Origin of the sequence: Myxococcus llanfairpwllgwyngyllgogerychwyrndrobwllllantysiliogogogochensis (assembly GCF_006636215.1) — a bacterium.
Classification (GTDB): domain Bacteria; phylum Myxococcota; class Myxococcia; order Myxococcales; family Myxococcaceae; genus Myxococcus; species Myxococcus llanfairpwllgwyngyllgogerychwyrndrobwllllantysiliogogogochensis.
In genome coordinates this window covers 1-12,622 of record NZ_VIFM01000311.1, presented here as the reverse complement: position 1 = coordinate 12,622, position 12,622 = coordinate 1, and the positions used below count along the sequence as shown (strand labels likewise).

Genomic DNA, 12,622 nt, shown 5'->3' with positions numbered 1-12,622 from the left:
CCGGGCGCCTGCCCCCCGACCTCCCCCCGAGGATGACGTCCCGTTCTAGTTCGTGCGGGACGCGCACACCGGCATGTCGAAGCCGAAGATCACCATCGTCGACGATGACCGCGACACGCGGGAATTGCTCGCGGCGGCCCTCGAGGACGAGGGCTTCGAGGTCACGCTCGCGGCCAACGGCCTGCGGCTCATCGCCTCGCTGCAGCTCCACCGCCCGCAAGCCATCCTCCTGGACGTGAACATGTCCTGGATTGACGGCTTCGAGCTGTGCAAGGCGGTGAAGAAGAACGAGCACTTCCGGGACATCCCCATCATCTTCATCAGCGGGCGGGGAGACTCCGACGACAAGCGGCGAGGTCGCGAGGTCGGCGCCGCGGACTACTTCGTCAAGCCCCTGGACACGGAGAAGCTCGTCCGGCGCATTCGGGAGCTGGTGACTCCACCGGCTCCCTAGTATTCCAGCAGCGCAAGGAGCACCGACGCTTGGCCCACTTCGACCTGGACACCTTCCTGCGCACCCAGCAGGCGCGGGTGGAATCGCTGTTGCTCGAGCGCGCGGACCGGCTCGCGCCCTCTGGTGCGCCTCCCCGGCTGGTGGAGGCCATGCGCTACTCTCTACTCGCGGGCGGCAAGCGGCTGCGGCCCGTGCTGTGCCTCACCTTCGCGGACACGGTGGCGCGCGCTTCCCTGGTGTCTCCCGTGTCCGGTGACGCGGCCTGCGCGCTGGAGTACGTCCACACGTACTCGCTGGTGCATGACGACCTGCCGGCGATGGATGACGACGACTTTCGCCGCGGCCGGCCCACCAACCACAAGGTGTACGGCGAGGCGATGGCCATCCTCGCGGGCGACGCGCTCTTGACGGAGGCCTTCGTGTTGCTCGGCGACGGGCCGGAGCCCGTGCGGGGCGCGCTGTGCCGGGAGCTGGCGGTGGCCTCGGGCGCTTCGGGCATGGTGGGTGGACAGGTGCTGGACACCGCGGAGGACCGTCCCGCCGTCCTGGACTACCTGGTGCGGATGCACCGGCTGAAGACGGGGGCCCTCATCCGCGCGGCGTGTCGCATGGGCGCGCTGGCGGGCGGTGGAGACGCGGAGGCGCTGGTCCGCGCGCAGCTCTACGGTGACGCCGTGGGGCTGGCCTTCCAGATCGCCGATGATGTGCTGGACGTGACGGCCACGCGCGAGCAGCTCGGCAAGCCGGCGGGCGCTGACGCGGAGGCGGGGCGCCACACGTTCCCCGCCGTGGTGGGGCTGGACGCCTCGCGGCGGATGGCCGAGGAGCAGGTGGCCCTGGCGGTGGAAGCAGTGCGTCCGCTCGAAGGCGAGGATGGACCGCTGGCGGCGCTCGCGCGCTACGTGGTGGAGCGGAAGTCCTGATGGCGCAGCAGTTGCTGGCACGCATCGCCTCTCCGACGGATGTGCGGGCGCTTCCCGAAGCGGACCTGCCCCAGCTGTGTGAGGATCTCCGGGAAGACATCATCTCCATCTGCGGGAAGGTGGGCGGCCATCTGGGCGCCTCCCTGGGCGCCGTGGAGCTCATCGTCGCGCTCCATCGCGTCTTCCACTCGCCCACCGACGCGATTCTCTTCGACGTGGGTCACCAGACGTACGCGCACAAGCTGCTCACCGGGCGGCGCGAGCGCATGCACACGCTGCGGCAGGCCGGTGGCGTGGCGCCCTTCCTGGACCCTCGCGAGAGTCCGCATGACGCGCTGCTGGCGGGCCACTCCTGCACGGCGGTGTCGGCGGCGCTGGGGCTGCTGGAGGGCCGCAGGATGCTGGGCCACCGGGGCCACGTGGTGGCGGTGCTCGGGGATGGGGGCCTGACCGGAGGGCTGACTTTCGAGGGCCTCAACAACGCGGGAGGCAGTCACCTGCCGCTCGTCGTCGTGCTCAACGACAACCAGATGTCCATCAGCGCCAACGTGGGCGCGATTCCCTCGCTGCTGCGCACCCGGGGCGCGCGCGACTTCTTCCAGGGGCTGGGCTTCACGTACCTGGGGCCCGTGGATGGCCATGACCTGGGCGCGCTGGTGCACGCGCTGCGCGAGGCCCGTGCTTCGTCCCGGCCCGTGGTCGTGCATGCGCTGACGCTCAAGGGCAAGGGGTTCCCTCCCGCGGAGGCGGACGCGCAGACGCGGGGCCACGCCATGGGCCCGTACGAGTGGCGCGACGGCAAGCTGGTGCGCTCGCGCGGAGGCCACCGCACGTACAGTGAGGCGCTCGCGTGGGCACTGGAAGAGGCGATGGCGCGCGACTCGCGCGTCGTGGCGGTGACGCCCGCGATGTTGGAGGGCTCCGCACTCAATGCCCTCAAGGCGCGCTTCCCGGACCGCGTACACGACGTGGGCATCGCCGAGCAGCATGCCGTCACCTTCTGCGCGGGACTCGCCGCCGCGGGGGCTCGCCCCGTGTGCTGCATCTACTCCACGTTCCTGCAGCGCGCGTATGACCAGATCATCCACGACGTGTGCCTGCCGGGCCTGCCCGTCGTCTTCGCGGTGGACCGCGCGGGACTGGTGGGCGCGGACGGCGCCACGCACCAGGGCACCTACGACGTGGCCTCGCTCCGTCCGCTCCCGGGCCTCGCGTTGTGGGCGCCCGTGGTGGGCGAGGACTTCGCGCCCATGCTCGCCACCGCGCTCCAATCGTCGCGGCCCTCCGTCCTCCGCTTTCCTCGGGGCACGCTGCCCGCGCTGCCTCCCGAAGTGCGGGTGGAAGAAGCGCCCGTGCGGGGAGCGCGCTGGCTCGTTCGCGCCGAGCGTCCGGAGCTGACGCTGGTGACCCTGGGCCCGCTGGGCCTGGCGGCGCTGGAAGCCGCTCGGAATGAGCCTGGGTGGAGCGTGCTCGACGCTCGGGGCCTGTCGCCGCTGGACGAGGCCGCGCTGCTGGAAGCCGCCTCCCACGGGCCTGTCGTCGTGGCGGAGGAGGGGACGGTGCGCGGGGGCTTGGGGAGCGCCGTGCTGGAGCTCTACGCGGAGCGCGGTGTCCACGCGCGGGTGCGGGTGCTGGGCATGCCGGACACCTTCATGCCCCACGGGGACGCGCGGGTGCAGCGCGCGGAGCTCGGGCTGGACGCGGCGGGGCTCCGGCGGGCAGGACTGTCGCTGCTGGAGAGGAGCGAACCGTGAAGCCTCGCAAGGAGCGGGTGGACGTGCTGGTGGTGGAGCGCGGCCTGGCCGAGTCGCGCACCAAGGCCCAGGCGCTCATCCTCGCCGGGCTGGTGGTGGTGGATGACCAGCGCGTGGACAAGCCCGGCTCCCTCATCCCGGTGGAGGCCGAGCTACGCCTCAAGGGCGAGGTGCTTCCCTATGTCTCTCGCGGAGGGTTGAAGCTGAAGGGGGCCATCGACCGCTTCGGGCTCGACGTGCGCGGGAAGGTGGCCGCCGACATCGGCGCGAGCACGGGAGGCTTCACCGACTGCCTGCTCCAGCACGGCGCGGTGCGGGTCCACGCCATCGACGTGGGCTACGGCCAGCTCCACGAGAAGCTCCGGAAGGATGACCGGGTGCGCTCGCGTGAGCGCGTCAACGCGCGCTACCTGACGGATGAGGACCTTCCGGAAAAGGTGGGCGTCATCGTCATCGACGTCAGCTTCATCTCGCTCACGCAGGTCTTGCCCTCGGTGCTGCGCTTCCTGGAGCCAGGCGGACTGCTGGCCGCGCTGGTGAAGCCCCAGTTCGAGGTGGGGCCGGACCGGGTGGGCAAGGGCGGCGTGGTGCGAGACGCCGCAGCGCGCCAGGATGCCATCGACACCGTGACGGCCTTCGTGCGCGAGCAGGGCCTCACCGTGCGGGGACTGATGGACTCCCCCGTGCCGGGGCCCGCCGGCAACGTGGAAGCCCTCCTGGTCGCCGAGCGGCCCTGAGTCCGCCTGTGCTCGGATGGGAAGGGCGGAGCGTGTGCGCCGCGCCCTTCCCGAAGGTCCTTACGGCCGGGCGCTGCGGTACTGCGAAGAGGGCTGGAGCTGGAGCAGCTTGAGTCCGGTGCGCATCCAGAGCCGGCCGGTGTCGTCGAAGGCGGCGCCCATGGAGACGGGCACCTGGTAGCGGAAGAGCTCGCGACCTTCGGCCACGCTGCCCGAAGATTGATCCACGCCCACCAGCTCCACCGGCAACGTCACCGTCTGTCCCTGCGCGGCCGGCCCGTTGAGGAAGAACAGGTCCGAAGAGGGGTTCGCTGGGAGCAGGAACTTCACGTGGAGCGCGCCGTTGGCGTCCACCGAGCGGCCCCCTCGATTGCGGATGACGCCCGTGGTCGCATCCAGCAGCCACACGAACTGCGTCGTCGCGGCGGCCACGCGGTTGCCGTTGGCGTACGTGGCGATCTGCTTCACCTGACCGTTGAGCACGCCCGTGGCCCACTTCGACGCGGCGCCCTCGCAGCCATCCAGGGTCGCGACGCACGCGAGGACCTGCGACTTGTCCTCGGGCAGGGCGAAGCCCAGGTACAGGATGCTGCCATCCGGGCTGAACGAGCCCACCGGAAGCGGCGTGGAGGTGTTGGACGTGAAGAGCTGCCGGATGATGCGCGTGGCCTGCAGCGTTCCGCCCGCGGAGTCCGTGCCGCCGTCCAACTCCTCGACGATGACGTCCGAGCGGTTCTCGCTGTAGGCGATGTGGCTGGCGGCGAGCACCCGGCCGTCACTGCGCACCACGAGGTCACCAATGGGGTCTCCGACCGAAATCTCCCGCGTGTACTTCCACCGCGTGACGCCGATGCCTAGGCCGTCCGCGGTGTCGTGGGTGATGCGGTAGATGGGCCCAGGCACGGAGCGGATGACGGCGTCCCCGTTGGGCATGACGGTCAAATCCTCGACCTCGAGGTCGATGGGCGTGCGCGACGAAATCTTGAAGTCGTCGCCGACGGCGAAGGCGCCGTAGCCCGGCGTCCAGACCCAGCGCTTGCGAGTGACAGCGTGGCGCGGGGTGATGACCGTGGACGCGTTGCAGAGGGTGGGAACCTGGAGGGCGGAGGCCCCGCTGCCCGCGGAGTTGTGGCGGTACATCGTCTCCAGGCCGCCCGTGGTCGTCTTGGCGCAGCTCAGGAAGGTCATCCCGGCGCCCGTGCCGTCGATGGCGAGCGGGGTGGAGTAGACCTGGGCGCCCTGGGGATCCTCCACCACCCGGGCCACCGGGAAGAACGTGGCGGACTGGGGCAGGGACGTGTTCTTCCGCCCGTCGTCGCACACCACCTCCGCGGTGAGCGACAGGCTGGCGGCGATGCCGACCAGCGGGTTGGCGTAGGGGATGTCCGACGCCAGCAGCTCCACGGGGGTGGCGCCGCTCCCATAGGGGAACGCCTTGAGGAAGGTGGTGCGGTCGTACATGTTCAGCGTGGCGACCTTCTCGCAGCCGGACACGGTGACGCTGAGCTTGAGGGACGTCCCCGCGGAGTTCCCCTCGAGGACCGTCAAGGCGACCTGGGGGGGATCCGGCGTGGGCGGCGGCGGATCATCGCCGCAAGCGGTGGCCAGGCTGGAGACGAGAACGAGGGCGGTGCGCCATGCACGCCGAGTCACGGGAGGGTGGAGCATGGCACCGCACTCTACCTCGCTCGCACCATTCCCGGCATCATCCCCCCTCCCGAAACGCTTCCGCAGGCCGGGGCAGGCGTCGATTGCGGCCCTTGACAGGCCCGTGACGTGATAGCCGCCGATACTCCGTACGTGGAGGCCGGTAAATCCGCGAAGCCAGGGTGATACGGAAACGGGTGGGAGCAAGCGATGAGGGCCGGATGGATGCTTGAATGGACGGCGCCCGACCGGGCGACCGGCGCTGGCGCGTCAAGGACCTGGGAAGGTTCTTCGCCCGGCGCTGTTCCGCGCGCCCATTCCACTCGGAGCACCCGGTGGGCGCGGCGCGGGAGCCCGCGAGGAGCACCTTCGACGTTCGTGCGGGAAAGCCACGATGGGCGTGGCGCCTCCGCGTCTCCACTCACAGTTACCGCCGTCTCCGGATGTGCGCCGCTCTGGCCCACGGACGTGATCAGCGGCATGATCGGGATCCGAACCATGAACCCTTACGCACTCAACGGGTTTTTGCAGCCTCCCCATCGAGTCCTGGTCCGGGCCCGGTTGGCGAGAGGTTCACTGTGAGAGTCGAGATGCAGGCGGATCAGCGGGGACGCGTGCTGGTGGTGGCCGGGAAGGAGTCCGGCGACGCCTTGATGGAGCGGCTGACCGCGAGCGGCTACCACTGCGCGTCGGCCGAACGGGAGAGCGGGCTCGCGGAGGTGGCGGATTCGCTGCAGCCGGAGGTCGTCCTGCTGTCGGTGACGGCGAAGCGCGCGGCGGAGCTGCTGGAGTCCCTGCGTCGGGTGGAGCGCCTTCAGCGGTTGCCGGTGCTGGTGGACCTGGGGCGCAGCCGGTCCGCGGAGGCCTTCAAGCGCCTGGCCGTGGACGACTGGATTCGCGGCGCGGACGAGGTGGTGCCCCGCCTGGAGGCCGCGCTGCGGGCGGGCCGGTTGAGGGACCGCGAGGAGCGCGTCCGCCTGCGCATGGGGATGCTGCTGGAAATCACCCAGGCGGCCACCAGCTCGCTGGAGCTGGAGGAGATCCTCCGCATCGCGGTGGACAAGGTGGGGCGTGTCACCGGGACGGACCGGTGCTCGGTGGTGCTGGTGGAGGGCAGCCATGCCCGCACGGGCCGGGTGGTGGCCACGCAGGAGGACCCGAGCCTCGTGCAGTTGGATATCGAAGTGGCGCGCTATCCGGAGCTGCGCCGCGCGCTGGAGACGCGAGAGCCGGTGCTCATCGAGGAGGCGCAGCGAGATCCGCTCATGGCGGAGGTGCGCACGTCCCTCGTCCCGCTGGGCGTGAAGTCCATCCTCGTGCAGCCGCTCATCTGTCAGGACGACCTGCTGGGCGCGCTGTTCCTGCGCGTCTCGCGCATGGACGCGTCCTTCGGTCGCGACGAGCAGGAGTTCACCCAGGCCGTGGCCGGTGTGCTGGCCAACTCCATCCGCAACGCCAGGCTGCACACCGCGGTGAAGAAGAAGCGCGAAGACCTGGAGATGGCCTACGTGGAGCGCTACCACGAGCTGCTCGAGGCCAACCGCCGGCTCAAGGAACTCAACCGCCTCAAGGATGAGATCATCGCGGTGGTGAGCCATGACCTGCGCGCCCCGCTCCAGGTGCTGCTGGGGCACGGCCGGCTGCTGCTCGAAGGTCCGCTGGAGTCCCAGCAGAAGCAGTCCGCCGAGGCGATGATTCGCCAGGGCAAGAAGATCCTCGGCCTCGTCGAATCGCTGCTGGAGAAGGGCAAGGGCGAGGCGGCGCGGCTGTCCATCGAGCCTCGCGTGCTGGACGTGGCGCAGCTGTGCCGCGACGCCGTCAACGAGCTGGAGATTCTCGCCGCCGAGCGCGGCGTGTCGCTGCGGGCGGACTGCCCCGACAGCCTGATGCTCATCGGCGACGAGGTGAAGCTGCACGAGGTGCTGCAGAACCTCATCACCAACGCCATCCACCATGCGCGGGACGCGGGCGAAGTCGTCGTGTCCACCCGGCGCCTGGGACGTCCCGACGGTGACGCGGCGAAGGTGTGCGTGCAGGACGACGGCGTCGGCATTCCGCAGGACGAGCTGCACCTGGTGTTCGACCGCTATCGCCACGGTGGCAAGGGCACGGGGCTGGGGCTCGCCATCTGCAAGGAGTTCGTGGAGCTGCACGGCGGAGAAATCTGGGCGGAGAGCCCGCCGGAGCATGGCTGCCTGTTCGTCTTCACCCTGCCGCTCGCGCAGGAGGCGCCGCGCAATCCGCGTCCGCCCGTCGCGGCGACCAGCGTGCACGAGCAGCCGCGCGTCCTCGTGGTGGAGGACGAGCCGGAGATCGCCGCCGTGTTGTCGGAGGTGCTGCGCTCGAAGTACCGCGTGGAGGTGGCGAGAGATGGAGCGGAGGGCCTGGCCCGGGCGCGCGCACAGCGGCCGGACCTGGTGGTGATGGACGTCTTCCTGCCCAAGCTGGACGGGCTGGATGCGGCCATGGCGCTGAAGTCGTCGTCCGACACGGCGCACATCCCCGTCATCCTGCTGTCCGCGCACCAGGGGGTCGCGGAGAAGGTCCGCGCGCTCAACCTGGGCGCGGTGGACTACATGAGCAAGCCGTTCAACGCGGTGGAGTTGCTCAACCGCACGGACCGCGCCCTCAAGCTGAGGCAGGGCGAGCGCGAGCAGCAGGAGCGCTCGGGGTCGCCGCTCCAGCGTCGCACCGGGAGCGACCCGACGACGGGGCTGCATGACCGGCGGGGCCTGCTGCTGCGACTGGAGCAGGAGCTGGCGCGCAGCCGTCGCTACCACCGGGCCCTGAGCCTGGCGGTGCTGCGGCCGGAACGTCCGGTGGAACCCGTTCCCGGCAACATCGCGGACGTCATGCGCAAGCGGGTGCGTCACCCGGATGCCATCTCCCACCTGGGCGGGGGCGTCTTCGTCGTCGTCCTGCCCGAGTGCAACGCGGAGGCCGCTCGCACCGTCATCGGCCGGCTGATGCCGGATGTGGAGAAGGCGACGGACACCGAGTACCGCTCCGCGGTGGCGGACGTGAGCCAGGACAGCGACCCGGTGGAGAAGCTGCTGGAGAAGCTGGGGGCCCCACCTCCCGCGGAGGGCTGAGGCACCTGCACGGCGGTCGGGGCCGCGCTAGACTTCGTCTCGCGTGAGCCCCTCTCGCCTCCTCGCCGTCGTCCTGCTCGCCGCCCTGTGGGGGCCAGGTGCCCTCGCGGCGGCGCCCCCGTCCCGCCGACCGCGCGTGGACCGGGAGGCGATGCGAGAGGCCATGGACGCGGCGGCCACGGATGAGGGGGCCTTCTCCTCGTCGGCCAGCTACTCCCACTACCTGCGCTCGCGGCTGTTGCACCATGCGGGGGACCACCGCGGCTCGGTGGACGCGCTGCGCCTGGCCCTGGCCACGGATGACGGACACCCGCTGCTGCTCACCCGCCTGGCGGAGGAGTACGCCCGGCTTGGAGACCTGGACAAGGCGGAGAGGGAGCTGCGCCGCGCCGTGGAGCGTGCTCCCGCGTACTACCCGGCCCACGTCCTGCTCGGGCGCGTGCTGCTGGAGTCGGGCCGCTTCACCCGCGCCCGCCTGCACCTGCGCCGGGCCATGTCGCTCAAGCCTCGCGAGCCCGAGGCCTACCTCGTCCTCGCGCAGCTCTACCTGGAGTCGGGCTCCCCCGCCGAGGCGGTGAAGGTGGTGGAGTCCCTCGCGCGAGCATTGCCGGGCGAGGCCTCTGGATACCGGCGCCTGGGGCTGGCCCTGGCCGAGCGCGGAGACACCCACCGGGCCGAGCGGCTGCTGACGGAGGCCGCCTCCAGGGACCCCGGTGACGTGGAGGTGCTGGGCACGCTGGCGAAGCTGTACGAGGAGACGGGGCGGCCCGCGCGCTCCGAGGAGACGCTGGCCCGGGCCCTGGAGCACGAGCCGGACAGCCAGGAAGTGCTGCTGGCCGCGGGCCGCTCGGCGCTGAAGGCGGGCTCCGTGGTGCGGGCCCGGGCGTACTTCGACCGGCTCCTGTCCCTCTCCGGAGAGCCGGAGACCGCGGTGCGGGTGGCCTTCAGCTACCTGGCCGAGCGTGAGCACACGGCCGCAGTGGAGGTGCTGGAGTCCGCTCGCGCGGCCAGCGGTGATGAGCCCCGGCTCGCCTATTACGCGGGGCTGGTGCACGAGCGGATGCGGCGCTTCGCCGACGCCGCGGAGGCCTTCGCGGGAGTGCCCGAGAGCGCGGACGTCTTCGCGGATGCCCGCGTGCGCCGTGCCCGGTGCCTGTCGCTCGCGGGGCAGCATCCCCGGGCCCTCGCGCTGCTGCGCGACGCGCTTCAGCAAGCCCCGTCGGACCTGGAGATTCGCGCGCAATACGCCCGCGCGCTGGAGCGGGGAGGGGCGCCGGCGCGAGCCGAGTCCGTGCTGAAGGAAGGGCTGGCACAGGGGCCTTCCGCCTCGCTCTACGACGCGCTCGCCGGAACGCTGCAGCGCCAGAAGCGGGGCGCGGAGGCCCTGTCCCTGCTGCGCGAGGCGGTGGCGCGCGCACCGAAGGACCAGGCCCTGCTGTACGTGCAGGGCGCCGCCTTCGAGCGCCAGGGGGACGTGGCCGGCGCTCAGGCGCGCATGCGGGCCGTGCTGGAGGTCGAGCCGGACCATGCCGCGGCCCTCAACTTCCTGGGCTACCTGCTGGCGCAGACGGGCCGGGACCTGGACGAGGCGGAGCGGCTGGTGCTCCGCGCGCTGGAGCTGCGCCCAGACACCGGCGCCTTCCTGGATTCCCTGGGCTGGGTGTACTTCCGGCGGGGGGACTACCCGCGCGCCGTGGAGGCGCTGGAGCGCGCGTCGTCGCTGTCGCCCGACGAGCCGGTCATCCTCGAGCATCTGGGGGATGCCTACCAGCGCGCGGCTCGGAGCGCGGATGCGGCGGGTGCGTGGCGCCGGGCGCTGGAGGTGCTGTCGTTGGACCCCGAGTCCGCCGAGCCCCCGGGGCAGCGGGAGGCGCTGGAGCGCAAGCTCAAGGCGCTATCCATGGGTGCGGCGGGCCGCTAAGTTGCTGGGCCTATGGCTCGCCACGACGAGGGCTATTTCACTGGCCGGGATGGGACGCGGCTCTTCTGGAAGACGCATCTTCCCGACGCCGAACCGCGAGCGCATGTCGCGGTGGTGCACGGCTATGGCGACCACTTCGGCCGCTATCAGTACGTGACGGACGCGCTGCTGGCGGACGGCTTCGCGGTGCACGGCTTCGACTACCGGGGCCATGGCCGCGCGGAGGGCCGCCGCGCCTACAGCGAGAAGTGGCAGTACTTCGTGGACGACCTGGAGGTCTTCTGGGAGCGGGTGCGCGGCGCGGCCGGTGGCAAGAAGACGTTCGCGCTCGGCCACAGCCATGGCGGGCTGATGGCGGCGCACTGGGCCGGTGGCCGCAAGGTGGAGGGCCTGTCCGGGCTGGTGATGTCAGGCCCGTACTTCAAGCTCGCGTTGACCCCGCCCGCCGTGAAGGTGATGGCGGCGCGCGCGGTGGGCTCGCTGGTGCCGTGGCTGGGCCTGGCCTCCGGACTGAAGATCGAAGCCCTCACCAAGGACCCGGAGGTGCAGCGCGCCACCCGGGAGGACCCGCTCTACCTGTCCATCGCCACGCCTCGCTGGTTCATCGAGTCCACGAAGGCCCAGGCGGAGGCGATGCTGTTGGCGCCGAAGATTCAAGTCCCGCTGTTCGTGCTCTGCGGAGCCGAGGACGGGGTGGCGGCGCCGGCGGCGGCGCGGGTGTTCTTCGAGACGGCGGGCTCGGCGGACAAGAAGTTCAAGGAGTACCCCGGCATGAGGCACGAGCCGCTCAACGAGGTGGGGCGCGCCGAGGTGTTCCGGGATATCTCCGGCTGGATCTCCGCGCATCTCTGACATAATCAAAGCGCTCGGCTCCTCGGAAGGAGCGGGCTCTGGGTGAGGTCACCGCATGGCAACGGGTGAAACGGGCATCATCGGTAAGGGCATCGTCATCAAGGGGAACCTCACGGGCGGTGGGGACCTTGTCATCGAGGGACGGGTGGAGGGGCAGATTGCCCTGAAGAACCACCTCACCATCGAGAGCACCGGCAAGGTGCAGGCGGACATCCGCGCCGAGGAGTTGACCATCAACGGCGAGGCGAGCGGCAACATCGACGCCTCGACTCGCGTGGCCATCAACGCTTCGGCCAAGGTGGCCGGCGACATCAAGGCGCCTCGCATCGTCATCGAGGATGGCGCCGTGTTCAACGGCTCCATCGAGATGGACGTCCGGCTGCCAGACGACATCTGAAGCTCACGCCGCGGCGCTGACGGCGCGGCACACACCTTTCTAGAGGGCGGACAACACTCATGGCGAATACGGTCATTGGTTCGAGCATCGTCATCGACGGAGAGATTTCCGGAGACGAGGACCTGGTCATCCAGGGCACCGTGAAGGGGAAGATCTCCCTCAAGGAGAGCCTCTACGTCGAGGGCAGTGGCGTCGTCGAGGCGGACATCGAAACGCAGAACGTGGAGATCGCCGGCCGGGTGACGGGCAACATCGTCGCCAGCGACAAGGTCGAGCTGAAGACGGACTGCCGTGTCGTGGGCGACATCAAGGCGCCCCGCATCCTCATCGCCGATGGTGCCTCCTTCAAGGGCAACGTCGACATGGACATGAAGGAGCGCTGATTCGTGGCCACCCCGAAGGAGTTGAGCGGTAACAACGACGTCAACAACACCGTGGTGGGGCCTTCCATCCTCATCAGCGGTCGGTTGACGGGCGATGAGGACCTCACCGTCCGGGGCCGCGTCGAGGGCGAGCTGACGCTCAGCCGCACCCTCATCGTGGAGCCGTCGGGCGTGGTGAAGGCCAACGTGGCGGTTCGCAACGCCATCGTCAGCGGCGTGGTGGTGGGCAACATCAACGCCACCGAGAGCGTGGAGCTGACCCGCGAAGGACGCATGGTGGGTGACATCCACGCACCGCGCGTCATCATCGTGGACGGTGCCAGCTTCCGTGGCCGCGTGGACATGGGTGACGTGGAGCCCGGCCGTCTGCCGTCGGAGCGCCCCGTGGTGGCGCGTCCCGCCGCTCCGGTGACGCGGCCCACCGCGACGCCTGCCCGCCCGAGCACCCCTCCCGCGCGTCCG

10 protein-coding genes and 1 pseudogene are annotated in these 12,622 nt (G+C 70.7%); 10 read left to right on the top strand and 1 reads right to left on the bottom strand.

Going from position 1 to position 12,622, the window contains the following annotated elements; translation table 11 throughout:
• Positions 1-73: 73 nt before the first annotated feature.
• The 4 genes from FJV41_RS42965 to FJV41_RS42950 are packed head-to-tail and all read left to right on the top strand — an operon-like array spanning position 74 to position 3,868.
• Positions 74-454, top strand: coding sequence for a response regulator (locus FJV41_RS42965; RefSeq protein WP_141648425.1), 381 nt, complete (start codon positions 74-76; stop codon positions 452-454).
• A gap of 29 nt (positions 455-483) precedes the next feature.
• The gene (locus FJV41_RS42960; protein WP_141648424.1) at positions 484-1,377 is read left to right on the top strand and encodes a polyprenyl synthetase family protein; all 894 of its coding nucleotides are present in this window, start codon (positions 484-486) and stop codon (positions 1,375-1,377) included.
• A complete protein-coding gene (locus FJV41_RS42955) occupies positions 1,377-3,131 on the top strand; it encodes a 1-deoxy-D-xylulose-5-phosphate synthase (RefSeq protein ID WP_141648423.1) in 1,755 nt (584 codons plus the stop codon). Before FJV41_RS42960 ends, FJV41_RS42955 begins: the two co-directional genes overlap by 1 nt.
• Positions 3,128-3,868 carry a TlyA family RNA methyltransferase gene (locus FJV41_RS42950; RefSeq protein WP_141648422.1) on the top strand — a complete coding sequence of 247 codons (741 nt, stop codon included), beginning with the start codon at positions 3,128-3,130 and terminating at the stop codon, positions 3,866-3,868. Before FJV41_RS42955 ends, FJV41_RS42950 begins: the two co-directional genes overlap by 4 nt.
• Positions 3,869-3,928: 60 nt before the next feature.
• Here FJV41_RS42950 and FJV41_RS42945 read toward each other — a convergent pair whose 3' ends face one another.
• Positions 3,929-5,536, bottom strand: coding sequence for a hypothetical protein (locus tag FJV41_RS42945; RefSeq protein ID WP_141648421.1), 1,608 nt, complete (start codon positions 5,534-5,536; stop codon positions 3,929-3,931).
• 569 nt (positions 5,537-6,105) lie between these two features.
• On the opposite strand from FJV41_RS42945, the gene FJV41_RS42940 reads away from it, so the two are divergent.
• The 6 genes and pseudogenes from FJV41_RS42940 to bacP form a co-directional block, all read left to right on the top strand.
• On the top strand, positions 6,106-8,607 hold the full coding sequence (locus FJV41_RS42940) for an ATP-binding protein (protein ID WP_141648420.1): 2,502 nt from the start codon (positions 6,106-6,108) through the stop codon (positions 8,605-8,607).
• A 43-nt stretch (positions 8,608-8,650) separates the two neighbouring features.
• Entirely contained in the window at positions 8,651-10,528 is a 1,878-nt protein-coding gene (locus FJV41_RS42935; protein WP_141648419.1) for a tetratricopeptide repeat protein, read from the top strand.
• A 12-nt stretch (positions 10,529-10,540) separates the two neighbouring features.
• Positions 10,541-11,380, top strand: a complete 840-nt coding sequence (locus FJV41_RS42930; RefSeq protein WP_141648418.1) for an alpha/beta hydrolase — start codon at positions 10,541-10,543, stop codon at positions 11,378-11,380.
• Positions 11,381-11,435: 55 nt separating this feature from the next.
• On the top strand, positions 11,436-11,777 hold the full coding sequence (gene bacN / locus FJV41_RS42925; protein WP_141648417.1) for a bactofilin BacN: 342 nt from the start codon (positions 11,436-11,438) through the stop codon (positions 11,775-11,777).
• A gap of 59 nt (positions 11,778-11,836) precedes the next feature.
• Entirely contained in the window at positions 11,837-12,160 is a 324-nt protein-coding gene (locus FJV41_RS42920) for a bactofilin family protein (RefSeq protein ID WP_002636698.1), read from the top strand.
• A 3-nt stretch (positions 12,161-12,163) separates the two neighbouring features.
• Positions 12,164-12,622 (top strand): annotated as a pseudogene (gene bacP / locus FJV41_RS42915) (bactofilin BacP); the annotation flags it as partial.